At 71.4% G+C, this 25,682-nt stretch carries 27 protein-coding genes; 15 read left to right on the plus strand and 12 right to left on the minus strand.

Annotation, left to right across the window (positions count from 1 at the left end):
• Positions 1-233 precede the first annotated feature (233 nt).
• Positions 234-1,334, minus strand: a complete 1,101-nt coding sequence (locus ACIOD2_RS25875) for an acyltransferase family protein (RefSeq protein WP_400542886.1) — start codon at positions 1,332-1,334, stop codon at positions 234-236.
• Between the two features lie 138 nt (positions 1,335-1,472).
• Between ACIOD2_RS25875 and ACIOD2_RS25880 the strand changes: the two genes are divergently transcribed.
• Positions 1,473-2,366 carry an SUKH-3 domain-containing protein gene (locus ACIOD2_RS25880; protein ID WP_400542889.1) on the plus strand — a complete coding sequence of 298 codons (894 nt, stop codon included), beginning with the start codon at positions 1,473-1,475 and terminating at the stop codon, positions 2,364-2,366.
• Positions 2,367-2,454: 88 nt separating this feature from the next.
• On the opposite strand, the gene ACIOD2_RS25885 is transcribed toward ACIOD2_RS25880, so the two are convergent.
• Both ACIOD2_RS25885 and ACIOD2_RS25890 read right to left on the minus strand, forming a co-directional pair.
• Positions 2,455-3,117, minus strand: coding sequence for a peptidylprolyl isomerase (locus tag ACIOD2_RS25885; RefSeq protein WP_400542892.1), 663 nt, complete (start codon positions 3,115-3,117; stop codon positions 2,455-2,457).
• Between the two features lie 26 nt (positions 3,118-3,143).
• The gene (locus ACIOD2_RS25890; RefSeq protein WP_400542895.1) at positions 3,144-3,398 is read right to left on the minus strand and encodes a DUF2631 domain-containing protein; all 255 of its coding nucleotides are present in this window, start codon (positions 3,396-3,398) and stop codon (positions 3,144-3,146) included.
• A gap of 256 nt (positions 3,399-3,654) precedes the next feature.
• Between ACIOD2_RS25890 and dxr the strand changes: the two genes are divergently transcribed.
• From dxr to ACIOD2_RS25910, 4 genes are all read left to right on the plus strand, one after another.
• On the plus strand, positions 3,655-4,857 hold the full coding sequence (gene dxr, locus ACIOD2_RS25895; RefSeq protein ID WP_400542898.1) for a 1-deoxy-D-xylulose-5-phosphate reductoisomerase: 1,203 nt from the start codon (positions 3,655-3,657) through the stop codon (positions 4,855-4,857).
• Between the two features lie 3 nt (positions 4,858-4,860).
• Positions 4,861-6,075 carry a M50 family metallopeptidase gene (locus tag ACIOD2_RS25900; protein ID WP_400542901.1) on the plus strand — a complete coding sequence of 405 codons (1,215 nt, stop codon included), beginning with the start codon at positions 4,861-4,863 and terminating at the stop codon, positions 6,073-6,075.
• 135 nt (positions 6,076-6,210) lie between these two features.
• Positions 6,211-7,344, plus strand: a complete 1,134-nt coding sequence (gene ispG / locus ACIOD2_RS25905) for a flavodoxin-dependent (E)-4-hydroxy-3-methylbut-2-enyl-diphosphate synthase (protein ID WP_400543266.1) — start codon at positions 6,211-6,213, stop codon at positions 7,342-7,344.
• 1 nt (position 7,345) lies between these two features.
• Entirely contained in the window at positions 7,346-7,993 is a 648-nt protein-coding gene (locus ACIOD2_RS25910) for a class I SAM-dependent methyltransferase (RefSeq protein WP_400542904.1), read from the plus strand.
• On the opposite strand, the gene ACIOD2_RS25915 is transcribed toward ACIOD2_RS25910, so the two are convergent.
• The gene (locus ACIOD2_RS25915) at positions 7,982-8,236 is read right to left on the minus strand and encodes a hypothetical protein (protein WP_328443182.1); all 255 of its coding nucleotides are present in this window, start codon (positions 8,234-8,236) and stop codon (positions 7,982-7,984) included. The genes ACIOD2_RS25910 and ACIOD2_RS25915 overlap by 12 nt on opposite strands.
• 82 nt (positions 8,237-8,318) lie before the next feature.
• Between ACIOD2_RS25915 and ACIOD2_RS25920 the strand changes: the two genes are divergently transcribed.
• The gene (locus ACIOD2_RS25920) at positions 8,319-9,125 is read left to right on the plus strand and encodes a helix-turn-helix domain-containing protein (protein WP_400542908.1); all 807 of its coding nucleotides are present in this window, start codon (positions 8,319-8,321) and stop codon (positions 9,123-9,125) included.
• Positions 9,122-9,514: a VOC family protein gene (locus ACIOD2_RS25925; RefSeq protein WP_400542911.1), complete on the plus strand. Its 393-nt coding sequence runs from the start codon at positions 9,122-9,124 to the stop codon at positions 9,512-9,514. The genes ACIOD2_RS25920 and ACIOD2_RS25925 overlap by 4 nt, the downstream gene beginning before the upstream one ends.
• A 1-nt stretch (position 9,515) precedes the next feature.
• On the opposite strand, the gene ACIOD2_RS25930 is transcribed toward ACIOD2_RS25925, so the two are convergent.
• A complete protein-coding gene (locus tag ACIOD2_RS25930; protein ID WP_400542914.1) occupies positions 9,516-9,722 on the minus strand; it encodes a DUF4177 domain-containing protein in 207 nt (68 codons plus the stop codon).
• 100 nt (positions 9,723-9,822) lie between these two features.
• Between ACIOD2_RS25930 and ACIOD2_RS25935 the strand changes: the two genes are divergently transcribed.
• The 3 genes from ACIOD2_RS25935 to map all read left to right on the plus strand — a co-directional run bounded on the left by ACIOD2_RS25935 (position 9,823) and on the right by map (position 13,416).
• Positions 9,823-10,677, plus strand: a complete 855-nt coding sequence (locus ACIOD2_RS25935; protein ID WP_392775953.1) for a GNAT family N-acetyltransferase — start codon at positions 9,823-9,825, stop codon at positions 10,675-10,677.
• A gap of 61 nt (positions 10,678-10,738) precedes the next feature.
• Positions 10,739-12,535: a penicillin-binding transpeptidase domain-containing protein gene (locus ACIOD2_RS25940; RefSeq protein ID WP_400542918.1), complete on the plus strand. Its 1,797-nt coding sequence runs from the start codon at positions 10,739-10,741 to the stop codon at positions 12,533-12,535.
• A 23-nt stretch (positions 12,536-12,558) separates the two neighbouring features.
• Positions 12,559-13,416: a type I methionyl aminopeptidase gene (gene map, locus ACIOD2_RS25945; protein ID WP_323335578.1), complete on the plus strand. Its 858-nt coding sequence runs from the start codon at positions 12,559-12,561 to the stop codon at positions 13,414-13,416.
• Between the two features lie 210 nt (positions 13,417-13,626).
• Here map and ACIOD2_RS25950 read toward each other — a convergent pair whose 3' ends face one another.
• The 5 genes from ACIOD2_RS25950 to ACIOD2_RS25970 form a co-directional block, all read right to left on the minus strand.
• The gene (locus tag ACIOD2_RS25950; protein ID WP_400542923.1) at positions 13,627-14,430 is read right to left on the minus strand and encodes an ABC transporter permease; all 804 of its coding nucleotides are present in this window, start codon (positions 14,428-14,430) and stop codon (positions 13,627-13,629) included.
• Positions 14,430-15,386, minus strand: coding sequence for an ATP-binding cassette domain-containing protein (locus ACIOD2_RS25955; RefSeq protein ID WP_400542926.1), 957 nt, complete (start codon positions 15,384-15,386; stop codon positions 14,430-14,432). The genes ACIOD2_RS25950 and ACIOD2_RS25955 overlap by 1 nt, the downstream gene beginning before the upstream one ends.
• A gap of 26 nt (positions 15,387-15,412) precedes the next feature.
• Positions 15,413-16,255, minus strand: a complete 843-nt coding sequence (locus tag ACIOD2_RS25960; protein WP_400542929.1) for a DUF4097 family beta strand repeat-containing protein — start codon at positions 16,253-16,255, stop codon at positions 15,413-15,415.
• A gap of 70 nt (positions 16,256-16,325) precedes the next feature.
• On the minus strand, positions 16,326-16,817 hold the full coding sequence (locus ACIOD2_RS25965; RefSeq protein WP_400542932.1) for a toxin-antitoxin system HicB family antitoxin: 492 nt from the start codon (positions 16,815-16,817) through the stop codon (positions 16,326-16,328).
• Between the two features lie 92 nt (positions 16,818-16,909).
• Entirely contained in the window at positions 16,910-17,593 is a 684-nt protein-coding gene (locus ACIOD2_RS25970; RefSeq protein ID WP_400542935.1) for a FadR/GntR family transcriptional regulator, read from the minus strand.
• 49 nt (positions 17,594-17,642) lie between these two features.
• Between ACIOD2_RS25970 and ACIOD2_RS25975 the strand changes: the two genes are divergently transcribed.
• From ACIOD2_RS25975 to ACIOD2_RS25985, 3 genes are all read left to right on the plus strand, one after another.
• A complete protein-coding gene (locus ACIOD2_RS25975) occupies positions 17,643-18,872 on the plus strand; it encodes a CynX/NimT family MFS transporter (protein WP_400542938.1) in 1,230 nt (409 codons plus the stop codon).
• A gap of 52 nt (positions 18,873-18,924) precedes the next feature.
• Positions 18,925-19,833 carry an XRE family transcriptional regulator gene (locus ACIOD2_RS25980; RefSeq protein WP_400542941.1) on the plus strand — a complete coding sequence of 303 codons (909 nt, stop codon included), beginning with the start codon at positions 18,925-18,927 and terminating at the stop codon, positions 19,831-19,833.
• An 85-nt stretch (positions 19,834-19,918) separates the two neighbouring features.
• On the plus strand, positions 19,919-21,745 hold the full coding sequence (locus ACIOD2_RS25985) for a proprotein convertase P-domain-containing protein (protein WP_400542944.1): 1,827 nt from the start codon (positions 19,919-19,921) through the stop codon (positions 21,743-21,745).
• 77 nt (positions 21,746-21,822) lie between these two features.
• On the opposite strand, the gene ACIOD2_RS25990 is transcribed toward ACIOD2_RS25985, so the two are convergent.
• Both ACIOD2_RS25990 and ACIOD2_RS25995 read right to left on the minus strand, forming a co-directional pair.
• Positions 21,823-23,217 carry a mycothione reductase gene (locus tag ACIOD2_RS25990; protein WP_400542947.1) on the minus strand — a complete coding sequence of 465 codons (1,395 nt, stop codon included), beginning with the start codon at positions 23,215-23,217 and terminating at the stop codon, positions 21,823-21,825.
• 106 nt (positions 23,218-23,323) lie between these two features.
• Positions 23,324-24,196 (minus strand): M15 family metallopeptidase, encoded by an 873-nt coding sequence (locus ACIOD2_RS25995; RefSeq protein ID WP_400542950.1) that lies wholly within the window; start codon positions 24,194-24,196, stop codon positions 23,324-23,326.
• 166 nt (positions 24,197-24,362) lie between these two features.
• Between ACIOD2_RS25995 and ACIOD2_RS26000 the strand changes: the two genes are divergently transcribed.
• Positions 24,363-25,181: a S1 family peptidase gene (locus ACIOD2_RS26000; RefSeq protein ID WP_400542953.1), complete on the plus strand. Its 819-nt coding sequence runs from the start codon at positions 24,363-24,365 to the stop codon at positions 25,179-25,181.
• Between the two features lie 17 nt (positions 25,182-25,198).
• Entirely contained in the window at positions 25,199-25,630 is a 432-nt protein-coding gene (locus tag ACIOD2_RS26005; RefSeq protein WP_400542956.1) for a GNAT family N-acetyltransferase, read from the plus strand.
• Positions 25,631-25,682 lie beyond the last annotated feature (52 nt).

The following is a 25,682-nucleotide window of genomic DNA, read 5'->3' on the forward strand; positions in this document are numbered from 1 at the left end:
AAGCCGGGTGCCGCGGTCGCGGCACCCGGCTTCCGTCGTCTGGATACGAGTGCCGCCTTGGGGCGCTTTGCCGGACCGCGGTAACCGAACCTCAGGCGCGAGCGTCTCCGTTGGGGGAGCGCGCCACGGCAGGGTTCTCGACACCTCGCGGCCATGTCTGTGCCGGACGGTTCCCGTGCGGGCCGTCTTGGGGCGCACTGCCGGACCGCGGTAACCGAACCTCAGGCGTGAAACTAGACGCTCGCCATGGCGGGCTCGACGACCTCGGGAACAGGAGCGGCTTCGGCCTTCTTCGCCCGTCGGCGGGTGATGATCCGGCGCCCGACGTCGATCATCGGGGTCTCGACCCAGCGGTAGAGCAGGTCCGCGGCCAGCAGGCCGACGATCGTCACGGCGACCGCGGTCAGCGTCCGGTGCGGCGCGAACTGCGGGATCGCGCCGGCGAGCGCCACCGCGACCACGCCCTGCATGAGGTACAGCGAGTACGAGCGCTCGCCGATGAACCGCAGCGGCGCCAGCGACAGCACCCACGCGAGCGGGCCGCCGGCGACCAGCGACGGCACCAGCAGCGCCGCGAGCAGGATGTAGCACGTCCCGGTGATGGAGCCGCCGTCGTCGTGCAGGAAGGCGGCGATCTCGGTGAACATGGTCTGGACCGCGATCAGCGCGACGGCGACCACGATGCCGACGGCCGGGTGGGTGAAGAACCGCAGCGCGGCGAAACCCTTGCGGTGGTGCAGCACGATCGCCAGCGTGCAGCCGATGAGGATCGGCGAGTACGCGCCCGCGTAGGGCATGAACGGGATCAGGGCCAGCATGATGGCCACAAGGGTCAGCGAGAGGCTCAGCCGCTTGACGAAGCCGAGCGCGCCGACGCCGAAGGCGAGCAGCGGCCACACGAGGTAGAACTTCTGCTCGACGCCGAGCGTCCAGGCCTGGCCGAACAGGGTCATCTGGTGGTACTCGCCGACGAACGCGAGGTTCCACGGCAGCGCCGCCACGATCCCGCTGTGCCGCAGGCCCAGGCCGCGGAAGTAGGCGAAGACGACGACAATGCCGATCACGACGTAGTAGACGGGGAGGATGCGGAACGCCCGGCGGATGTAGAACTCCGCCAGGGACACACGGCCGTTGCGGGCCTCCTCGCGCAGCGCCAGCGTGGTGATCAGGAAGCCCGACAGCACGAAGAACAGGTGCACGCCGATCCAGCCGTTGGCCCGCTCCCAGACGGGGCCGCCGTAGTGGAAGACGACCACGAGCACCGCGGCGATCGCGCGGACGCCGTCGAGGGCCCCGAATCGCCGGGTGGCCAGGTACTCGTCGTGCGTCATCATCACGTGAACCCCCCACGCTGCACAGCCGACTGAACTCGCACAATGTAATCGGGCGAAGCTGGCATTCACTCGTTGGGGTGACGTTTGGGGTGATAACCGGTCGAGCCGGTGGCCAGTAGCCCGATAACGTGCGGGATCGTGACTGGGAAGCCCTCGGTGTTCACCATTTCGGTGCCGGACGGTGGTGGTCGTGAAGCGTTCTTCGCGGCCATCCGCGCGGTGCTCCCGCTCGATCCGCTGGTGCCGGGCTCGCACAGCTGGGACGCGCTGTCGAGGTCGCTCTTCGCCGGGCTACGCGGGTTTGGCGTCCCCCGGGTCGAGATCCGCTGGCCGGACGCGGCCCGCTTCGCCGCGCAGTACCCGGAGGACTCGGTGCCGGCGAGGGCGGTGCTGGAGTTCGTCGCGGCGAACCTCGCCGCGGACGGCCGCCCGGTCCGGGTGCGCACGGTTTTCGACGCCGGATCCCCCGTGCCGCCGAGGTTCGCCGGACGGGTCGAGCGTGACCTGCGCGCCGCGGGCTGGTTCCCGGGCCGGAAGGTCGACACGTCGGCCTGGCGGGAGCAGCTGGAAGCGAGCGGGGAGGTCCGCATGCACGAGGCGGCCGAGCGGTTCCTCGGCGAGTTCGGTGGCTTGGAGGTCGCCGTCTTCGGGCCGGGGATCTCCGTCGCGCGGAAGCCGTTCGGGTTCAACCCCGGCGACCTCGACGGCGAAGAGGGCCGATTCGCCGACTGGGGCGCGGCCATGGGCATTTCTCTGTTCCCGCTCGGCGAGCTGGACCAGGGCCGGTGCTTCCTCGGCATCTCCGAGATCGGCGAGGTCCTCCTGGTGGAGACGTGGGTGGCGAGCTTCGGCGTCGGTGACACGGCACTGGAGAACCTGGTACTGGGCGTCCGCCCGGTGCTGCGGACCGTCGCGGAGGTAGCGGACCGCGACCCGGTCCAGATCCAGGCCCCGCGGCCGATGCCGCCCAATTTCGGCGTCCGCGACGGCGAACCGCGCCGGCCCTACGGCTTCGCACCCCACCCGTGGTGATTCCGGCGGCCGGCAACCGAGTGGCGTGCTTTCCGCACGGAAGACGACAAGCTTCGCCTGCCGGGCACTCTGGTCGAAGGCTTCTGAACTACCGGCCGAGCGAAGCCCGCTGGATCTTCACGGGGTGCGCAGGCGCGCCGTCCAGCGGTCCGTTCGGATCGGTCGGGATGATGCCGTCCGCCACCATGTGGTCGATCGCCGACATGCCGCTCACGACGCGGCCCAGCACCGAGTAGTTCGCCGGGATGTTCGCGAACGAATGGACGATGAAGAACTCGGACCCGTTCGTCCCCGGCCCCTGGTTGCCCATGGCGATCGTCCCGCGCGGGTACGTCTCCGCGCCGGAGACCTCGTCCGGGAACTTGTACCCCGGGCCGCCCTTTTCGACTTCGTAGATGTCGCCGCACTGCAGGACGCCGAGCCGCTCGGAGTTCGAGAGCCGCCAGCACTGGGAATGGTCGTAGAACCGCTGCAGGACCAGGGAAACCATGTTGTGCACCGCGCACGGGGCCGCACCCGCGCGGTCCAGCCGGACCGTCACCGGGCCGTAGTTGAAGCGGAACGTGACGTCCACGGTTCCGCGCGTCAGGGCGAACGGCAGCGGGCGCACGACCGGCCGGGCGGCGGGATTCGCGGGTGTCGGCGTGAACTGGCACGGCACGACGACAGAAGACGCCGAAGCCGGAACGGCGGGAGCCACCAGCAGGGCACCCAGGACACCGACGAGAGCCAAACCCGAGCGCAGCTTCATGGGCCGGGAGGTTAGCGGGTCACCAACTACTTGCGCCAGGCCGTGCGGCGCTTGCGGATGTCGAGGACCAGCAGCAGGACGAGGAGCGCGGCCAGGCCGACGAGCCAGACGTTCTCGGTGTTGTTCTCGTGGTTGCCCTTGATCATCACGAGCAGGATGACCGCGCTGACCCAGCCGGCGATCCGGGTGCCCTTCGGGAAGGAACCGTGCCAGCCCCAGGCCGCGGACGGCTCGTCGCGGGGGTGGACCTCGGGCCGCTTCTCGACCGCCTTGCCTGCCACGATGAACTCCCTCAAGACCATGAACCACGTACCCGCCGATGATCCCACACCTGCGCGTGCGCCGCGGACACGGCCCGCGTGGCTTGTGTCTCCCGCTCGCGAGCGGGAGACGATGGGCTTCCAGGCGGCCGCGGCTCCATCCGTTGAGGGGAACCTCCGCGGGCACGGCTCGCGCGATCGCCGGAGTTCCGCGGTCCGCACGGCCGGGGAACCTCCGCGTGCGCCGCGGAGACGGCCCGCGCGACAATGGCCCGCGATGACTACCTCGCGAAGCGTCCTCGTGCTCGGCTCGACCGGGTCCATCGGAGTGCAGGCCCTCGACGTCGCGGCGCGCAACCCGCACCTGTTCCGGGTGGCCGGGATCGCCGCGGGCGGCTCCGATCCGGCGGCGCTGGCCGCGCAGGCGCTCGCGCACGGCGTCGAAGCCGTCGCCGTGACGAAGGCCACGGCCGCCGAAGACCTGCAGCTCGCGCTGTACGCCGAGGCGCAGAAGCGCGGCTACTCCCGGGGCGAGTTCAAGCTCCCGCGCCTCTTCGCGGGTTCGGACGCGGTCACCGAGCTGATCGACGCCGTGAAGGTCGACACCGTCCTCAACGCGCTGCCCGGCTCGCGCGGCCTCGAACCGACGCTGCGGGCGCTGGCCACCGGCGCCACCCTCGCGCTGGCCAACAAGGAGTCGCTGATCGCCGGCGGCCCGCTGGTGCTCGCCGCGGCCAAGCCCGGGCAGCTGGTGCCGGTCGACTCGGAGCACTCGGCGATCGCGCAGGCCCTGCGCTCCGGCCGCGAAAGCGAGGTGGCCCGGCTCGTGCTCACCGCGTCCGGCGGCCCGTTCCGCGGCCGCAAGCGGGCCGAGCTGGCCGACGTCACCGTCGAGCAGGCGATGGCGCACCCGACCTGGTCGATGGGCCCGCTGATCACCATCAACTCGGCCACCCTGGTCAACAAGGGGCTCGAGCTGATCGAAGCCGCCCTGCTGTTCGGCATCCCGCCGGAGCGGATCGACGTCACCGTGCACCCGCAGTCGATCGTGCACTCGATGGTGACCTTCACCGACGGCTCGACGATCGCCCAGGCGAGCCCGCCGGACATGCGGCTGCCGATCGCGCTCGCCCTGCACTGGCCCGACCGGGTGCCCGGCGCGGCCGCCGCGTGCACCTGGGACAAGGCCGCGACCTGGACTTTCGAGCCGCTAAACGACGAGGCCTTCCCGGCCGTCGAGCTCGCCCGGCACTGCGGCACGGTCGGGGGTTGCCTGCCCGCCGTCTACAACGCCGCGAACGAAGAGCTCGTCGCCGCGTTCCTGGCGCAGAACACCCGCTTCACGTCGATAGTGGACACTGTTTCCGAGGTGGTGGGAGCCGCCGACGAATGGCGTCGCGAACCACGCGACGTCGAGGACGTTCTCGCGGCCGAGCGCTGGGCTCGCGCCCGGGCCGGTTCGATCATCGAGGGGAAGTAGCGGGTGCTCGCCTACATCATCGGTGTGGTGCTCTTCGCGCTGGGGATCTGTATCTCCGTCGCCTTGCACGAGGCCGGTCACATGGTGACCGCGAAGGCCTTCGGCATGAAGGTCCGGCGGTACTTCGTGGGCTTCGGGCCCACGGTGTTCTCCTGGCGCCGCGGGGAGACCGAATACGGCCTGAAGTGGATCCCGCTCGGCGGGTTCTGCGACATCGCCGGCATGACCGCGCTCGACGAGGTGACGCCCGACGAGGCGCCCCGTGCGATGTGGCGGTTCAAGACCTGGAAGCGCACCGTCGTGATGAGCGCCGGGTCGATCACGCACTTCATCCTCGGCTTCGTGGTGCTCTACCTGATGGCCGTCACGATGGGGCTGCCGATTCTGACTCCGGTCGACAGCTCGCCGGTGCTGGCCGCGACGTCCTGCGCGCGGGCGGCGACGACCGAGGAGCAGGCCCAGGACACCAGCTGCCCGCCGGGCTCTCCGCGCCCGGCGCAGGAAGCCGGGCTGCGGGCCGGGGACAAGGTCCTCGCGGTCGGCGGCAAGGCGGTCGCGAGCTGGACCGAGATGCTCGCCGCCGTGCAGGCCACCAGCGGGCCGACCGAGTTCGACGTCGTCCGCAACGGGCAGAACCTGGCGCTCGTCGTCGACGTGCCGAAGGTGAAGCGGTGGAGCAGCACGGGCGTCCGCGAGGTCGGCATGATCGGCGCGTCGCCCGTGCAGCCGGCGGTCACCACGCAGTACGGCCCGGTCGCCGCGATCGGCGCCACGTTCAGCTTCACCGGCACGATGTTCTCCGAGACGGCCCAGCGGCTCGTCGAGTTCCCCGAGCGCATCCCCGCCGTCGTCACCGCGATCTTCGGCGGTGAACGTGACAAGAACACCCCGGTCAGCGTCGTCGGCGCGAGCCGGATCGGCGGCGAGGCCGTCGAACGGGGCGTCTGGGTGCTGTTCTTCTTCCTGCTGGCCAGCCTGAACTTCTTCATCGGCGTGTTCAACCTGCTGCCGCTGCTGCCGCTCGACGGCGGGCACATCGCGGTGGTCTGGTACGAGCGCGTCCGCGACTGGATCCGCGCCCGGCGCGGGAAGGTGGCCGGCGGGCCCGTCGACTACACGAAGCTGTCCGGCATCACGATGGTCCTCGTCCTCATCGGCGGCGCGGTGACCCTACTCACGGTGACGGCGGACATCGTCAACCCGATTCGCTTGCAGTAGCGCCTCACCACGGAGGGGTTCCGGCCCCTCCGTGGCGTTCGCCACACGCCGTAATACTGCTCACCGTGACGGTTGACTTGGTGTAGGTCCGCCACTCGGGGTAGGTACGCTGAAACCGTGACCGTCGCACTCGGTATGCCCGCCCTGCCCCCGCCCGTCCTCTCCGAGCGCCGCAAGACCCGCCAGCTCCAGGTGGGCCCGGTCGGTGTCGGCAGCGACTTCCCGATCTCCGTCCAGTCGATGACGACGACGCTCACCTCCGACGTCAACGCGACCCTGCAGCAGATCGCCGAGCTGACCGCCGCGGGCTGCGACATCGTCCGCGTCGCGTGCCCGTCGGCCGACGACGCCGAGGCGCTGCCCGCGATCGCGCGCAAGTCGCAGATCCCGGTGATCGCCGACATCCACTTCCAGCCGAAGTACGTCTTCGCCGCGATCGAGGCCGGCTGCGCCGCGGTGCGGGTGAACCCGGGCAACATCCGGAAGTTCGACGACCAGGTCAAGGAGATCGCGCAGGCCGCGAAGGATCACGGGACGCCGATCCGGATCGGGGTCAACGCGGGTTCGCTGGACAAGCGGATCATGGACAAGTACGGCAAGGCGACGCCGGAGGCGCTGGCGGAGTCGGCGCTGTGGGAGGCGTCGCTGTTCGCCGAGCACGACTTCCACGACATCAAGATCTCGGTCAAGCACAACGACCCGGTGGTCATGGTGCGCGCCTACGAGCTGCTCGCCGAGCAGTGCGACTACCCGCTGCACCTCGGCGTGACCGAGGCCGGCCCGGCGTTCCAGGGCACGATCAAGTCGGCCGTCGCGTTCGGTGCGCTGCTGCGGCAGGGCATCGGTGACACGATCCGCGTCTCGCTGTCCGCGCCGCCGGTCGAAGAGGTCAAGGTCGGCATCCAGATCCTGCAGTCGCTGAACCTCAAGCAGCGCAAGTTGGAGATCGTCTCGTGCCCGTCGTGCGGGCGCGCGCAGGTCGACGTCTACACCCTCGCCGAGCAGGTCACCGCCGGTCTCGAGGGCATGGAGATCCCGTTGCGCGTGGCCGTCATGGGCTGCGTCGTCAACGGCCCGGGCGAGGCCCGCGAGGCCGACCTGGGTGTGGCCTCGGGCAACGGCAAGGGCCAGATCTTCGTCAAGGGCGAGGTCATCAAGACCGTGCCGGAGCACGCGATCGTCGAGACGCTGATCGAGGAGGCCATGCGCATCGCCGAGGAGGCGGGCGAAGGCCTCGGCGAAGGCGCCCCGGTCGTCACCGCCGGCTGAGGTGGAACTGCTCGCGGACGACGTCCTGGAGGCGTCGCCGGTCGTGGCCAACCGCGCGATGAACCGCGAGCGACGGCTGGCCGGCCGCGACGGCTACGCGCGCGTCCTCGGGTTCGACGTCCTCGCCTTCCTGCGCCCGGGCGCGCGCTGGCTGGATCTCTGCTGCGGCAGCGGGCGCGCCTTGCTGGACGCGGCGGCGGCCCGCCCGGACCTGGACGTCACCGGCGTGGACCTGGTCGGGTTCTTCGCGGCGTCCGGGCCCGTGCGGTTCGAGACCGCGTCGATCACGACGTGGGCGCCCGCGGGGGAGTTCGACCTCGTCACCTGTGTGCACGGCCTGCACTACGTCGGCGACAAGCTCGGCGCGCTGCTGCGGGCCGCGTCCTGGCTGGCCCGGGACGGGGTGTTCGCCGCGAACTTCGACGTCGCGGGCGTCCGCCTGCCGGACGGCGCCCCCGCGGCGCGGCGGGTGCTCCCGGCGTTGCGGGAGGCGGGGTTCACCTACGACGGGCGGGCGCGGCGGATCCGGCGCGAGGGCCCGTTCGACGGCGCGCTGCCGTTCCGCTACCTCGGCGCCGACGACCGGGCCGGCCCGAACTACACCGGCCAGCCCGCCGTCCACTCCTGCTACGAGCCCTCACCCCTGTAGGTGGTGCTGGGCGGCGTCGCGGATCTGCAGGCGGACGTTCTCCAGCGCGGCCGCGACCTCGTCGATCTGCTGCGAAGCCAGCTGGATGGAGCCCTGGATCGCGGTCGCGCTCGACGTCTCCCCGAGCAGGCCCATGACCTGGGCCTGCAGGTCTTCGAGGTCGCTCTTCGTCGCGAGCGCGATGCCGGTGGGCACCTGGTCGGCGAGCAGCTCCAGCTGCTGCGCCTGCTCCTGGATCGTCATCGGGGTTCCTTCCGCGGTGGGGGACGCCCTTCCGTGTTAGCAGAAACCCGGACCGCCGGTGGTGACGTTTACGCTGGTATTCGTGAGCGCGGGCTGGGCCGTCGGCGAGCCGCACCCGGTGGTGCGGCCGCTGGTCACGCGCTACATCGGGTACGCGCAGGACGACGTGACCCTCGCCGTGCACCGCGGGCTGCCGTCCCGGTACGTGACGCTCGTCATCAGCCTGGCCGGGCCCGTCCGGATGGCCGGTCACCGGCTGCAGGCCCTGGTCGGCGGGCTGCACACCAGCGCGGTGCTGATCGAGCAGGACCGGACGCAGGAGGGCCTTCAGCTCGAGCTCGACCCGCTGGGCGTGCGGACGCTGCTCGGCGTCACGGCGGCCGAGCTGAGCGGGGACGTCGTGGACCTGGCCGAGTTCGGCCTCGGCGACCTCCCGGAGCGGCTGCGGGAGCTGCCCACCTGGCCCGAGCGGTTCGCGCTGCTCGACGACGTCCTGGCGGCGCGGGCGGTGGACCCGCGGCAGCCGCCGCCGGAGCTGGGGGAGGCGTGGCGCCGGCTGCGCGGGGCCGACGGGCAGGTGCGCGTCGCGGACCTCGCCGGTGCGGTCGGCTGGAGCCGGCGGCACCTCGGCGAGCGCTTCCGGACGGAGCTGGGGCTGGCGCCGAAGCAGGCCGCGCGGGTGCTGCGGTTCGAGCGCGCCGGGCGGTTGCTGCGCCGGGGGCACTCCGACCTGGCCGCCCTCGCCGTCGAATGCGGGTTCTACGACCAGGCGCACCTGAGCAACGAGTGGCGGGCGCTGGCCGGCTGCACGCCGGGCACGTGGATCGCCGAGGAGCTCCCGTTCCTCCAAGACGGGCAGCCGGCCGCCGGGCAAGACTCACCGGCATGACTCCTGCACCGAACGTCTGGCCCGCCCTCCGTTACGACGACGCCCCGGCCGCGGTCCGCTTCCTCGTCGACGTCCTGGGCTTCACCGAGGCACTGGTCGTGCGCGAGGGCGACCTGATCGCCCACGGCGAGCTGCGCTGGCCCGAAGGCGGCGCCGTGATGCTCGGCAGCGTCCGCCCGCCCGACGGCGTCCACGACGCCATGAAGCCCGGCACCGGCGCGGTCTACGTCGTGACCGACCACGTCGACGACGTCCACGCCAGGGCGAAGGCCGCCGGCGCCGAGATCACCGCCGAGCTGACCGACACCGACTACGGCTCGCACACGTTCAGCCTGCGCGACCCCGAAGGCAACGCCTGGACGTTCGGCACCTACCGCGGCGCGCCCTGACCTACTGGACCGGGCGTTCGAAGGTGACGAGCAGACCCTCGACGCCGCCCGGGCCGACCCGGCCCTTGACCTCCGCCGACGTGATGGCCTTCAGCTGCCATCCGTCGGCGGCGTGGTCGTTGAGCAGTTTCTCGAGCTTGTCCCCGGACATCTTGCCGCCCAGGAGCTTCTCGCGGACCTCGACGACCTTGTACGTGTAGCGCTGCATGAGCCCGATTCTGCCCCGAACGCCGGACCCCGGCTGTTCATCTGAGCGTGTCTAGAGGCTCGCGTTCCGTTTCGGCTGTTCATCTGGCACCCTGGAGCCCGTGTTGCGGCTTGCAGGTGCACGGCTGCTCGATGATCGGGACTATCCGGCGGTCCGTGCCGCGCTCGCCGCCGACCCGGTGGGCAGCTGCATGGTCAGTGCCAGGGTGGAGGCCGCGGGCCTCGATCCCTGGCGGCTCGGTGGTGAGCTCTGGGCCGCCGACAACCGCCCGGTGCGCGCCGGGCGGCTCCAGGGGCTGTGCTTCTCCGGTCCCAACCTGATCCCCCTGCGCGGCAACGCGCCCGCGTTGCGCTCCTTCGCCGACCGCGCGCTGCGCCGGCAGCGGACGTGCTCGTCGCTGGTCGGCCCGGCCGAGCAGGTCCTCGGGCTGTGGGAGGAGCTCTCCGACGAGTGGGGCCCGGCCCGCGAAGTGCGCGACGACCAGCCGCTGATGGCGCTGGACACACTGCCGGTCGTCAAGGCCGACCCGGCCGTGCGCGCGGTCCGCCCGGACGAGCTCGAGCGCTACCTGCCGGCCGCGGTCAAGATGTTCATCGAAGAGGTCGGCGTCGACCCGCGCAGCGGCGACGGCGGCGCCAGCTACCGCGCCCGCGTCACCGAGCTGATCGCCGCCGGGCGCGCGTTCGCCCGGTTCGAGCACGGCGAGGTCGTGTTCAAGGCCGAGATCGGCGCGATGTCGGCGACCGTCGGGCAGATCCAGGGCGTCTGGGTGCACCCCGAGCGCCGCGGCGACGGACTCGGCACCGCGGGCACGGCCGCCGTGGTGAACCGGCTCGTGCGCGGCCTCGGCCGCACCGCGAGCCTGTACGTCAACGGCTACAACAAACCCGCGCTCGCGGCCTACCGCAAGATCGGCTTCCAGCAGGTCGGCCAGTACGCGACGGTGCTGTTCTAGCACTCTTCCGTGGCGGCGTTTCGGCCCCGTCGCAAGGCTCTGACCAGGGCAATATCCCCGCATGAGTGCACGTCGAAGGGGTGCCGTGCTCGCGGTGCTGCTGCTCGCCGCCTCGACCGCGACCGGCTGTTCGGGCGACGGTCCCGAGGACGCCCTCTCCGCGTTCCTGGACGCCGTCGCCTCGGGTGACGTCGCCGCCGCAGCGGCGGACACCGACTCGCCGGACGCGGCGAAGACCGTGCTGACGCAGGTCCGCGGCGCCCTCGACCCGGAGTCCCTGGACGTCGAGGACGAAGAGGTGAAGGAGCCGGCCGACGGGGACACCGTCACGGCCGGCTACCAGCTCACCTGGCACCTCCCGCACGGGCGCACCTGGACCTACCGCGCCGACGCCCAGCTGCGCGCGGCCGAGAGCGGCTGGCAGGTGCACTGGCAGCCGACGGTCGTGCACCCGCAGCTCGCGGTCGGCCAGACCCTCGGCGTGCTGCCGCAGCTCCCGGAGACCGCGCCGGTCCTCGACCGCGACGGCGTGCCTCTGATGCGCCCGCAGACCGTGATCGGCGTGGTCGTCGACCCGCAGAAGACCGGCGACGCGGGCGCGGTGGCCAAGTCGCTCGCCGCCGCGCTGCACCGGTACGAGCCGTCGGTGACCGGCCGTGCGCTGCTGGACGGCATGGGCAAGACCAAGCCGGGCAGCACCTTCCCGGTGATCACCCTGCGCGCCGGCGACTACCAGCGGGTCAAGCCGGTGATCTACGACCTGCCCGGCGTCCGGTTCGCCGCCCAGGAACGGCTGCTGCCGGTGACGCGCGGGTCCGGCGCGCAGGTGCTGCCGGCCATCCGCGCGCTGGTCGAGCAGGAGCTGGCCGGCGCGGCGGGCTGGCGGATCGTCACCCAGGACGTCACCGGCGGCGAGGTGTCCGAGCTGCGGGCCGAGCCGCCGAAGCCCGGGCCCGCGATCACCAGCACGCTCAGCGCGCGGGTCCAGGTCGCCGCCGAGAAGGCCCTGGAAACCGCCGGGTTCCCGGCCGCGCTGGTGGCGATCCAGCCCTCGAGCGGGGACATCCTGGCCGTGGCGCAGAACGAGGAGGCCGACGCCGAAGGCTCGCTGGCGCTGGCCGGGCGCTTCCCGCCGGGGTCGACGTTCAAGATCATCACCGCGGCCGCCGCGCTGGCGGACGGCGACGTCGAGGCCGGCAGCCCGGTCGACTGCCCCGGCACCACGACGATCGAGAACCGCGTCGTGCCGAACGAAGGCCGGTTCGACCTGGGCCGGGTCCCGTTGAAGACGGCGTTCGCGAAGTCCTGCAACACCACGTTCGCCCGGCTCGCGGCCGGGCTCTCGGGATCAGACCTGACCGACACGGCCCGGTCGTTCGGGATCGGCGCGGACTTCGTCGTCCCGGGCCTGACCACGGTCACCGGCGCGGTCCCGGCCACCGACTCGGCCGTCCAGCGCGCGGAGAACGGCTTCGGCCAGGGCACGGTGGTGACGAGCCCGTTCGGCATGGCGCTGGTCGCCGCCACCGTCCAGGCCGGGAAGGTGCCGACGCCGTCGCTGGTGAAGGGGCGGCCCGCGACGGCGCAGAACGTCGGCGACCCGCCGTCCCAGGACGTGCTCGACGCGCTGCGCGGGATGATGCGCGAGGTCGTCACGTCGGGCACCGCGACCGGCCTGCGCGACATCCCGGACGTCGCGGGCAAGACCGGCACCGCCCAGTTCGGCGACGGCTCCCACTCCCACGGCTGGTTCGTCGGCTACCGCGGCGACCTGGCGTTCGCGGTGCTGCTGACCGGCGCGGGATCCTCCAAACCGGCGGTTCAGGCCGCGCACCGGTTCCTGGCGGGGATCGGCTGACGCGGCCGTCGTAAGGTGGAGGCATGTCCGTTCGTGCCCCCCTGGTGCCCGGCGTCCAGACGCCGCGCCGTGACGTCCCCAGTTCCATCGCCCGTCCCGAGTACGTGGACAAGCCGGCGCCGAAGAGGGACACCGGCAACGGCGTGCGCACGCCCGAGGTGATCGAGGCGATGCGGGTCGCGAGCCGGATCGCGGCGCAGGCGCTGGAGGAGGGCGGCAAGGCCGTCAAGCCGGGCGCGACGACCGACGACATCGACAAGGTGGTCCACGAGTTCCTGCTCGACCACCACGCCTACCCCTCGACGCTGGGCTACCGCGGTTTCCCGAAGTCGTGCTGCACCTCGCTCAACGAGGTCATCTGCCACGGCATCCCGGACTCGACGGTGCTCGAGGACGGCGACATCTGCAACATCGACGTCACGGCGTTCATCGGCGGCGTCCACGGCGACACGAACGCGACGTTCCTGGCGGGTGACGTCTCCGAGGAGGTCCGCCTGCTGGTGGAGCGCACCCGCGAGGCGACGCTGCGCTCGATCAAGGCGGTCCGCCCCGGGCGCCGGCTGAACGTGATCGGCCGCGTCATCGAGGCGTACGCCAAGCGCTTCGGCTACGGCGTGGTCCGCGACTTCACCGGCCACGGCGTCGGCCCGTCGTTCCACACCGCCCCGACGGTGCTGCACTACGAGGAGCCCTCGGTGGAGACGGTGATCGAGGAGGGCATGACCTTCACGATCGAGCCGATGATCACCCTCGGCACCATCGACTACGACATCTGGCCCGACGACTGGACCGTCACCACGAAGGACAAGAAGTGGACGGCCCAGTTCGAGCACACCCTGGTGGTGACGGCGGACGGCGCCGAGATCCTGACCCTGCCCTGACGCGCTGACGTCGTGTCGGCTCCGCAATCACGCGTGTCGACCCGCTGATCACGCGTGTCGGCTTCCGGATCACCAGTGCTGATCGGCCGGCCGGGCGAGGTCTTGTGACGGAAGAGCCGACACGCGTGACGGGAGGGTCGACACGCGTGAGCAGCGCGACGACACGCCGAAACGGCCCTTCCCCGGTCGAGGAAGGGCCGTTCACCCGGCTCAGCTGCTGGTCGCCTTCTGGTAGCAGCGCACCGAAAGCGGCACGAACACCGCCATCAGCACCACGATCCACAGCACCGACGCCAGCACCGCGTGCTGCATCGGCCAGACGTCGTGGGCCGGCATCGCCGGGCTCGTGTTGCCGAACAGCTCCCGCGCCGCCTGGGTGATCGCCGAGATCGGGTTCCAGTCGGCGATCGCGCGCAGCGGGCCCGGCAGGCGGCCGCTGTCGACGAAGGTGTTGGCCAGGAACGTCAGCGGGAAGATCGCGATGCTCGACACGTTGTTGAACACCTCGGGCTTGCGCACGGCCAGCCCGATCGTCCCCATCACCCAGGACAGCGCGTAGGCGAACGCGAGCAGCAGGAGCACGCCGCCCACCGCCTCGAAGACGCCGGTGTGGATGCGCCAGCCGACCAGCAGGCCGACCAGGCCCATGATGAGCAGGCTCGCCACGTTGAGGATCAGGTCGGCGGTGGTCCGCCCGATCAGCACCGCGGCCGGTGACATGGGCAGCGAGCGGAACCGGTCGATGATGCCCTTCTGCAGGTCGTCGGTCAGCCCGTAGCCGGTGACGATGCTGCCCATCGCCACCGCGAGGGTGAAGATCCCCGGCAGCATGAACTCGCGGTACGACATGCCCGGGATGTCGATCACGCTGCCGAACACGTACCCGAAGAGCAGCACGAACATCACCGGGATGAACACGATGGACCCGAGCAGGTCCAGCGACCGGAAGATCTTGATCGAGTTGCGCTTGGCGATCGTCACGCCGTCGGTGACGGCCATCTGCACCGCGTTCATCACACGGCCTCCTTCGCGGTCTCGGCCACCTCGTGGCCGGTGAGAGTGAGGAAAACGTCGTCGAGAGTGGGACGGCGGACGCCGACTTCGCGGACTTCGACCCCTTCCGCGGCCAACAGGGCGAGGGCCTCGGTAAGCGCTTTCGCGCCGTGGGTCACGGGCACGGTGAGCTGGAACGCCTCGGCCTGCGGCTCGCCGCTGGCCAGCCGGGCCAGCGTCCGCCTCGCGGTCGCGACGTCGGCGTGCGTGCCCACGGTCAGCTCGATCCGCTCGCCGCCGACGAGGTCCTTGAGCTCGTCGGCGGTGCCGCGGGCGATCACGCGCCCGTGGTCGATGACGGCGATGCTGTCGGCGAGCCGGTCGGCCTCCTCCAGGTACTGCGTGGTCAGCAGCAGCGTCGTGCCGCCCGCGACCAGCTCGGTGATGACGTCCCACAGCTCGGTGCGGGCGCGCGGGTCGAGCCCGGTGGTGGGCTCGTCGAGGAACAGCACCGGCGGGTTCGCGACGAGCGCCCCGGCCAGGTCGAGCCGGCGCCGCATGCCGCCGGAGTACGTCCGGACCGGCCGGTCGGCGGCGTCCTCGAGGCTGAACCGGGCCAGCAGCTCCCGGCCGCGGGCCTTGGCCCGCTTGGTGCCCAGGTGGTAGAGCCGCCCGACCATCTCGAGGTTCTCCGCCCCGGTCAGGTGCTCGTCGACGGCGGCGTACTGCCCCGACGCGCCGATGTGCGAACGCAGCTCGTGCGCGTCCCGCACCACGTCGAACCCGGCGACCGTCGCGTGGCCCGCGTCCGGCTTCTGCAGGGTGGTGAGGATCTGGACGGTGGTGGTCTTGCCGGCGCCGTTCGGCCCCAGCACCCCGAGCACGGTGCCCTCCGGCACCGTCAGCGACATCCCGTCGAGCGCGGTCACACTGCCGTACTTCTTGACGAGTCCTTCGGCCACGATGGCGTCTGACATCGGATTCCCCTTCTGTGTCAGCGAATTCAGGACCGGCGGACGACGATGTCGCCGGTGTAGGAGCGGGCGCGGACCTCGACGGTCTCGTCGGTCTGCCCGGGGCCGTCGGCTGCGGTGAGCGAGTTGTGCACCCGGCCGGTGAGCGAGTTGAGGGTCAGCCAGGCGGCGCTGCCTTCGCGGATGCCGACCTCGATCTCGCCGACCGCGGTTTCGAGCACGACGGAGTCGCGGATGACCTCACCGATCCGGACGTCCCCGGCGGCCGTCTTGGCGTTCACGGCCGTGTGCGCGACGTCGACGAGGATGTCGCCGTTGGCCGAGTTGACCCGCAGGTCGCCGGTCACGGTGCCGATCCGCGTCTCGCCGCTGGAGTTCTTCAGCACGGCCGAGCCGTCGATCTCGCGGATCCGCAGGTCGCCGGTGCCGGTGCTGAGCTCGGCGTGGTCGGACGCGTGCTCGACGGTGACGTCGCCGAGGGCGGTGACGGCCTCCAGCCGGGTCGTCCGCTCGAGGTGCAGGTTGCCCATCGACGTCTTGAAGCGGCAGTCGCCGAGCGACCCGGTGGCCCGGAAGTCCCCCATCGCGGTGGTGCCGCGGATCCGGGAGCCGGTGGGCAGTTCCACCGTGACGACGATCGAGCCGCCCTTGCCGAAGAGCTTCGTGTAGTACTTCGGGCCCTTGACGAGCAGGGCGCCGTCGGAGAACTCGACCTGGGTTTTCTTGACGGCGGCGACGTCGTCGCGGTCGTGCGGGTCGACCGGGAGGATCTCGACGACGGTGTCGTCGCGGTCGCTCGCGGCGATCCGGATGTCGGCGGCGCTGGCGTCGATGGTCGCGGTGATCGGTTCGGGGGTGGCGAAAACGGGCATGGCTGCGCCCTCCTGGGGTGCGTCGGTGGCGTCTCCGCAGGTCGGAGACGTGAGGGGAAAAGAGCTGTGGTTACCGGACCCAGCCGGTGTAGTTGTCGCCGTAGAGCGAGTTGCGGCGCCGCGGGGCGCTCTTGTCGGGCCCGAGCCCGGCGCTCGCCGCCCGGACGAGCCAGGCGTTGGTCGAGATCCGCTCCCGGGCCGCCGCCTCCTCGACCCGCTGCTTGAGCTGTTCGGGCAGGCGGAGGTTGATCCGGGCGACCGCGCCGTCGTCGGCTTCCAGTGGCGGCGCGGGTGTCTCCTGGGGTTCTGGCTCGGGTGCCGTCGGCACCGAGACGGCGAATTCGGCGTCCCGGCGGCGGAGGCGCACCTCGACGGAGCCGGGTGCGAGGTCGCGGGTGATTTCGTCGGCCGCGGCCGAGAGTGCGTCGAGCAGGGTCAGCCGGATCGCCGACTCGAGCGGCGCGGTGAGCCGCTCGGCGAGGGCGACGGCCTCGTCGCCCGCCGCTTCGGCGGCGACCGCGAGCTCCCGCCGGAGTTCGTCCACGAAGGGCGTCAGGTCCATGGCACAATTATGGCGCCATCGTGGCACCACGACAACCCTGAATTGGCACCCTTAGGGGTCAACGGTGGTGCCAGATTGGGTAAAAGCCCAGCTCAGGCCGTTTCGATCCGGGACAGCAGCTCGTCCAGGAACCCACAGGCCTCGGCCGCGGCCCGGTCCGCGTCGCGGTCGGCGATGGCGTCCGCGAGGCCTTCGTGGCCGATCTCGGGCATGTGCTCCGCGCCGGGCGTGATGCTGGACGTCGCCGCGACGCTCGCCGTGATGACCTCGGTCAGCCCGCGGTACAGCTCGGTGAGCAGCCCGTTGTGGCTGCTGCGGACGACCGCGCAATGGAACTCCGCGTCGGTGCGCGCGAAGTCCGGCCAGCGGCCTTCCTGCAGTTCGAGGTCGCGGCGGGCCAGCAGCGCGCGCAGCTCGGCGACGTCCTCGTCGGTGCGCTCGGCCGCGGCGAGCCGGGCGCCCTCGACCTCGAGGGTGCGCCGGACCTGCAGGACCTCGCGCAGCTCGTCGCCGCACAGCCGGCGGATCGCGCCGGACACCTCGCTGGTCGCGCGCACGTAAGTGCCGTCGCCCTGGCGGACTTCGAGGATCCCCGTGTGCGCGAGCGCGCGCACGGCCTCGCGGATGGTGTTGCGGCCGACGCCGAGCTGTTCGCCCAGCTCGACCTCGGTGGGAATGCGCTCGCCGATGGGCCATTCGCCCTGCGTGACCGCGGTCCGCAGCTGGTCGATGACCTGGTCGACGAGGCCTGCCCGCCGGGTGGTGGCCAGAGGCACAGGAGTTATCCCTTCATCCAATCATCCTACGTATGCGATAGTAGCTCGTATGCCCGTCGAATCCCGTGAATCAGCACTCGAAGCCGAACTGGACGGCGCGATCGAGACGCGCACGCCCGGTGTGGTCGCCGGCGGCGCGCTCCTCGCGGTCGCCGTGGTGCTGACGGCGCTCAACCTGCGCCCGGCCATCACCGGGGTCGGCCCGATGCTCGCCGAAATGCGCGCCGGCCTGGGCGCGTCCGTGCTCTGGGCGGGCGTGCTGACGACGTTGCCGACCCTCTGCTTCGCCGGTGCCGGGCTCGCCGCGCCGCTGCTCGCCCGCCGCGCCGGGATCGGCGCCGCCATCGCGGTCGCCCTGAGCGCGCTCGCGGCCGGGCTCGTGCTGCGCGTGCTCGACGGCCCGTACGTCGTGCTCGGCGGGACGCTCGTGGCCACCGCCGGGATCGCCCTGATCAACGTGCTCATCCCGGTCGTCATCAAGGGCTCCTTCCCGGCTCGGATCGGCCTGATGACCGGCGTCTACACCGCCGCCCTGCAGGGTGGCGGCGCGCTCGGGTCGGCCGTGACCCCGCAGCTGGGCGACGCGTTCGGCGGCTGGCGCCCGGCGCTGGGCAGCTGGGCGGTGGTGGCCGTCGTCGCGCTCGCCGCGTGGATTCTCGCAGCCCGCGGCACCGGCCGGGCACCGCGTCACGCCGACGCCGCCGAGGGCGGCCGCTCGCTGCTGCGCAACCGGCTGGCCTGGATCGTCACGGCCTTCTTCGGCCTCCAGGCCTTCTACGCCTACGCGGCGATGGGCTGGTTCCCGCAGGTGCTGATGGACGCCGGCGTGTCGCGTGACCAGGCGGGCCTGCTGTTCGGCCTGGTCTCGCTCATCGCGGTGCCGATCAGCCTGGTCGTGGCGCCGATGGCGGCCCGGCAGCGCGGCCAGGGCGGCTGGATCGTGCTCTTCGGCGTGTTCGGCGTCGCCGGCACGGCCGGGCTGATGCTCGCCCCGGCGTGGTCGCCGCTGCTGTGGAGCCTGCTGATCGGCCTGGGGATGAGTGTCTTCTCGCTCGCCTTGACGGTGATCGCGCTGCGGGCGAAGACCGGCGCCGACACCGCGCGGCTGTCCGGGATGGCCCAGGGCTTCGGGTACCTGTTCGCCGCGCTCGGCCCGTTCCTGTTCGGCCTGCTGCACGACGCCGCGGGCGGCTGGACGCTCCCGCTGGCCATGCTGCTGGGCCTGCTCGTGGTCCAGATGGTCTTCGGCGCCCTGGCCGGGCGCCACCGGTTCGTCTGATTCTTAACAGTTAATGCCTGTTCGCGGCCGTTCGGCGGCTTAAGATCGTTCGATGGCGGTTCCGTCGCCGGCCCTCGGGACGTTGCTGCGCACCGGCCCGTTCGACGCGGCCCTGCGCGCGGCGATCCGCGCCCGCGGGCTGAGCCTCGACCGCCTGCGTGAACACCTGCACGCCCGCGGCGTCTCGGTCACGACGGCGACGCTGAGCTACTGGCAGTCCGGCCGCAGCCGCCCGCAGCGGCGGGACTCGGTGCGCGGGGTGCGGCAGCTCGAGGTCGTTCTCGACGTGCCGCCGGGTTCGCTCGTCGCGCTGCTGGGTTCGTCGCGGCCGCGCCGGTCCACGGCCACTGAGATCGGCCGGTTCTGGCCGGACGGCGGGCGCATCGACGCCGCGGTGTCCGATGTGGACACCCGATGGGACGAGCGGCTGACCCGGATCAGCCAGCACGACGTCGTGACGGTCGGGCCGGATCGTGAGGAGCTGGAGTTCCATTCACGGCAGGTGCTGCGCGCCGAGGCGGACGGCCCGGACCGCTGGGTGGTCATCCTGCACCTCGACGAGCACGACCGGCCGCTGCCGGAGGTGCGGTCGCTGCGGGGCTGCCAGGCCGGGCGCAGCGTGCACAAGCCGGAAGACGGCCTGCTCGTCGTCGAGCTGCTCTTCGGCCGCCCGCTCGTCCGCGGCGAAACGGTGATCACCGAGCACACGCTCGTGAACCGCGCGCCGCACCCGCTGGCCACGAACTACGAACGGAAGTTCCGGCTCCCGGTCCGCGAATACGTGGTCGAAATCCGCTTCGACCCGGCGGCGGTGCCGCCGGTGTGCCGCCGTTTCGTCGAACGTGACGGGCAGCCGGCCGAATACGCCGACGTCGCCCCGGAATCCGGTGCGGTGCACGGGGTCGCACTCACCTTCGGCCCCGGCCGTTACGGTTTCGACTGGGAATGGGACGCCAGTTAACTGTTAAGGCCCTGCGGATCTTCAATTCGGTGTTTCCGGCGATCTACCGTTTGCGCATTCCACTCCCCGAACCGAGGAGAAAAGCATGCGCAGGATCGTTTCCGCCGCGAGCGTGGCCGCGCTGGCCGCGCTCGGACTGGGCTTCCAGCCCGCTCAGGCCGCGCCACCGGCATCGCCCTCCCATCCGCAGGCCGAGGTCGACGGCGTGGCCGCCGCGTTCGGCCTGTCCGCGGACCAGGCCCGGGGCCGTCTCGCCGCCCAGGACGGCGCCCACCGCCTGGCCTCGGCGCTGCCGACCGCCGTCCGGCAGCAGTCGGCCGGGCAGTGGTTCGACGCGGCCACCGGGAAGCTGACCGTCGCCGTCACCACCCAGGCCGCCGCGGACCAGGTCCGCGCCATCGGGGCCGCGGCGCAGGTCGTGGCCCGCGGCCAGGCCGAGCTGGACCGCACCGACGCGGCCGTGCGCGCCCTGGTCGGCAAGGGGGTGCCCGGCGTCTACGGCTGGGGCGTCGACGTCCGCGGCAACGAGGTCGGCGTCTCCGTCGACCGGACGAAGAAGACCGCCGCGACCGACGGTTTCCTGTACCGCGTCAAGGAACTCGACGGTGTCCGGATCACCGAGACGACCACCTCGCCGAAGCAGCAGTCGGGCACGATCCAGACCGGCAACCCGTGGTGGCCGGGCAGCGAGTCGAACTGCTCGGTCGGCTTCCCGGTCACGGATTCCAGTGGTGCCAAGCACTTCCTGACCGCGGGGCACTGCACGAACGACAGCAACCAGGCCGCCTACGGCGCGTCCGGCCAGCAGAACAAGGTCGGCACGTCGAACGTCGGCGGCACCCACAGCGTCAACGGCCAGGAAGGCGACATGGGCCTCGTCGCGGTGACGGAGGCGGGCTGGAACCTCTCGGCGTCGGTCAACACCTGGGGCCAGCCGGCGGTCACCCTCTCCGGCTCGGCGGAGGCCATGGTCGGCGACAGCGTCTGCCACTCCGGCAACACCTCGCACTGGCAGTGCGGCGAGGTGAAGTACACCCACAAGTCCGCCGACTACGGCAACGGCCTCATCATCGGCGACCTGACCTGGACGACGGCGTGCTCGCTCGGCGGCGACTCCGGCGGCGGCTGGCTGCTCGGCACCAAGGCTGCCGGCCTGCACGACGGCGGCCCGTCGCAGTGCGTCCAGAACCCCAGTGACGGCGACATGTCCCTGTTCCAGCCGGTGATCGAGGCGCTGAACAAGTGGCAGCTCACGCTGGTGACCAGCGGCGGCACCGGCGACACGACGGCGCCGAGCGCGCCCGCCAACCCGCGGTCCACGGGCACGACGTCGAACAGCGTCTCGCTCGCCTGGGACGCGTCGACGGACAACACCGGCGTCACCGGCTACGACGTCTACAACGGTTCCGCGCTCGCCACGAGCGTCGCGGGAACCAGCGCCACGGTCTCCGGCCTCACCCCGGACACGGCGTACTCCTTCACGGTCAAGGCGAAGGACGCCGCCGGGAACGCGTCGGCCGCGAGCGCCGCGGTGTCGGCACGCACCCAGCCGGGCAGCGGCGGCAACCGCACGCTGACCAACGACACCGACTACGCGATCCGCGACTACCAGCAGGTGTTCAGCCCGATCGGCTCGACCCTCACGGGCAGCGCGGCCGCCTCGATCGGCGTCTCGCTGACCATCCGCCACACGTGCGCCGAAGACCTCGGCATCACGCTGCTCGACCCGAAGGGCAAGGCGTATGCGCTGAAGTACAGCGGCGGCAGCACCTGCACACCGTGGAGCGGCCCCCGGACGTTCACCGTCCCGGCCGCGGCATCCTCCCCGGCCGCGGGCAAGTGGCAGCTGCGCGTCACCGACTACGGCCCCGGCGACACCGGCACCCTCGACACCTGGTCGATCACCCTGTGACGACCACCCGGTGAACGCCGTGAGGGGCACCTTCAGGGCTTATATGTCCCTGAAGGTGCCCCTCACGGCATTTCGGCTCAGTCCAGGGGCAGGTTGAGCAGCGCGTTCTCGACCAGCTCCGGCATGGCCGGGTGAATCCAGTACTGCCCGCGGGCCATCGCGTGCGCGTCCAGGCCGAAGCTCATCGCCTGGATCAGCGGCTGGATGACGCTCGACGCCTGCGGCCCGATGATGTGCGCACCGAGCAGCTGCCCGGTCGCGGGGTCGGCGAGCAGCTTCGCGAAGCCCGTGGTGTCCTCCATCGCCCAGCCGTAGGCGATCCCGGCGTAGTCCTGCTTCGAGGTCACGTACGAGACGCCGAGCTTGCGGGCCTTCTGCTCGGTCAGTCCGACGGAGGCGACCTGCGGGTGGGTGAACACGGCGTGCGGCACGAACCGGTGGTCGGCCTTGATCCGCTCGTCCGGGTGCAGCAGGTTGTGCTGCACCACCCGGGATTCGTGGTTCGCGACGTGCTTGAGCTCGTGCGGCGAGGAGAGGTCGCCGAGCGCGTAGATGCCCTCGACGACGGTCTCCTGGTAGTCGTCGACCACGACGTGCCCACTGTCCATTGTGGTCACACCGGTGGCGGCGACGTCGAGGAGGTCGGAGTTCGGCTTGCGCCCGGTCGCGACGAGCAGCAGGTCGGCCTCGACGGTCTCGGCGCCCTGCGGCCCTTCGAGGTCCAGCGCGACGCCGCCGTCGGTTTTGCGCGCCCGTACGGTCTTGCGCTCCAGCCGGACGTCGAAGCGTTCCGAAGCCAGCTCGGTGAAGCGGGCGCTGACGTCCTCGTCCTCGGAGCGCAGCAGCCGCGCGGACCGGTTGACCAGCGTGACCTGCACGCCGAACGACGAGAAGACGTGCGCGAACTCGGCCGCGATGTAGCCGCCGCCGAGGATGACGATCCGCTCGGGCAGCTCGTCGAGCCGCATCACCGTGTCGGAGGTGTGGTAGCCCGTGTCCTCGATACCGGGGATGTCCGGGATCACCGGGCGCCCGCCCGCGGCGAGCACGAACTTGTCGGCGGTCAGCACCTCGTCGGGACGACCGTCGGGGAAGCTGACGCGCAGCTCTTTCATGCCGGTGAACCGGCCGGTGCCCTCGTAGACGTCGACGTTCTTGTTGTCCTCGTGGCTGCGCCGGTACTCCGCGCCGCCCGCGGCGATCGGGTCGATGCGCCCGAAGATGCGGTCGCGGACGTCGCGCCAGCGGACACCCTTCAGCTCCTCGTCGACGCCGTAGCGCGCGCTCTCGGCGGGCGTGTACGCGACGTCGGCGGCGTAGACGAACATCTTCGTCGGGATGCAGCCGACGTTCAGGCAGGTCCCGCCGAAGGTGCCCTTCTCCACGATGGCCGTCTTCTTGCCGGCGAAACCGGGCCCGAGGATCGAGTTCCCCGATCCCGTCCCGACGATCACCAGGTCGTAGTGGGGCACTTCATCCTCCGCGGGGCTCGTTCCGGACCGTTCACCCTAGCCAACCGACGTCGCGAATCGAGTGTTCCCGGCTGTGCTTAACGTCGTATTACGTGCTCAGTACCCGTCAATGCCCGGTCGCCGTGAAGTGCATCCGGTCCTTCGGGCTGGTCCACGCGCCGCCCCAGCTCCAGCCGGCCGCCGCGAACGCGCGGACGGTGGCGTCGCCGGCCAGGACCATGCCGGGCCGCGCCCGCGAGCGGTCGACGTAGGCCGAGGCCAGCTCGGGCAGCACCAGGTCGCCCTGGGTGTAGGGGTTGCAGAACGGGTTGACGTCCACCGCCAGCCCGTAGGCGTGCGCCGACCAGTTCGTCTGGCCGCGCGCCGGGCGGCAGACGAACGCGCTGGTGGAGTTGCCGTCGCCGGTCGGCGGCAGGTTCAGCTCGGCCGGGCTGGTGACGCGCATTTCCTCCAGGGGGAAGTGGCGGGCGAAGAGCTGCCCGAAGACCTTCGTGATCGCGGCGGCGCCTTTGGCGTTCACCAGCATCTCGCCGGTGTGCGCGCGGCCGTCGAAGCCCCAGAACGCCATCGTGAGGTAGCGCAGGTCGGCCGCCTTGACCGGGCAGGCGGCCTGCCAGGTGCTGCGCGCGAGGACGGCGGCGGGCACCACGCTGATCGTCGAGGCGTAGGCGTTCCCGGCCGGTGGGGGAAGGACGTCTTTTGTCGGAAGTGCCCGGTTCACCAGTTCGGGTGGCGTCGGCTCGACCTCGCCGAAGCCGTCCGGGCGGCGGGGGAGCGGCCGGGCACCCACCTGCCAGGTGACGGCGGGCGCGCTCGACGTCGCCGGCGGCGTCGTTTTCACCGGGGCGGGGGGTTTGGACACGGTCGTCGTGACCGGTGCCGCGGCAACGGGCTGGGGCGTCGAGGGGACTTCCGACGTGCACGCGCCCAGCGTCAGAGCCATGACCGCCCCGAGCGCCGCCGTCGCTGTCCGTCGCATTCCGCAATCCTGACATAAACGTTCGGTGATCGCGGAGTCCACCCGTTTCAGTGACACCGCTTCGGGCTCACTCCGATTAGGGTATTCAGGGCCACCTGTTCACGCTGCGGAGTCGCGTGAGTGCCGTGCGCAGTGCCTTGTTTTGTGTCTAAGAGGGGAACGACCCATGTCCGTGAAGTCCCGCCGATCCCTGCTGCTCGTGAGCGGCGCGCTCCTCGCGGTCGCGGCGGTCGCCGTCCCGGTCGTGGTGAACACCGCTGCTTCGGCGGATCCGGCGTCCGCCAACCAGCCCCGGATCGTGGGTGGCAACAAGGCTTCGCTCGACGACCACCCGTACGCCGTCTACCTGGCCGACACGGGCGGGAACCAGTACTGCGGCGCGGTGATCGTCAGCTCCACGGCGGTCGCGACGGCGGCGCACTGCGCCAAGGCGGTCGCGAAGCAGGACGTCCGCGTGGTGGCCGGCCGCGAGGACAAGCGCACCAACGACGGCCAGGTGCTGAGCGTGTCGAAGATCTGGATCAGCAAGGGGTACAACGACCCGACGCAGGGCAACGACGTCGCGGTGCTGACCGTGCGCGGCCAGCTCGACTACCGGCCCGCGAAGCTGCCCGGCAGCGGCGACTCGGCGTCGTACCGCGAGGGCACCCAGGCGACGGTGCTCGGCTGGGGCCGCGTCGCCGACGGCGGCGACCGGTCCGACTACCTGCGCAGCGCCCAGGTCCCGGTGATCGGCGACAAGGCCTGCAACTCCGACTACGACGTCTACGACCCGAAGACCATGGTGTGCGCGGGTTACGCCGACGGCGGCGTCGACGCGTGCCAGGGCGACTCCGGCGGCCCGCTGGTCGTCGGCGACACGCTGATCGGGCTGGTGTCCTTCGGTGACGGCTGCGGCAAGGCCGGCAAGCCCGGTGTCTACACGCGCGTTTCCGCGTACGTCGACGACATCCAGCAGCAAGCCAACCCGCGACTCTTCGGCTGAGCGTGGTAAGCAGGGGCATGCCGACCCTGCACGACGCGACCGGCCCCGAGCTGACCGCCGCCCAGCTGCACGACATCCTGCGCCTGCGGGTGGACGTCTTCGTGGTGGAGCAGAAGGCCGCCTACCCGGAACTGGACGGCCGCGACCTGCTACCGGACACCCGCCACCTCTGGTTCGCGGACGGCAATGGGGTCACGTCCTACCTACGAGTCCTGCAAGACCCCGGCAACATCCGCCGCATCGGCCGAGTAGTCACCGCGGCCCCCGCCCGAGGCAAGGGCCTGGCAGCCCACCTGATGGACGCGGCCCTGACGATCCCCGGCGAATACGTCCTGGACGCCCAAACGTACGTCCAGGGTTTCTACGCGCGCTACGGCTTCGTCGCCGAAGGCCCCGAATACACCGACGACGACGGAATCCCCCACATCCGCATGCGCCGCCCCGCCTGACCCGACGCCGTGTCGTCCCCGCAATCACGCGTGATGCCCCTCTAATCACGCG

The organism is Amycolatopsis sp. NPDC088138 (assembly GCF_044741685.1).
Lineage (GTDB): Bacteria > Actinomycetota > Actinomycetes > Mycobacteriales > Pseudonocardiaceae > Amycolatopsis.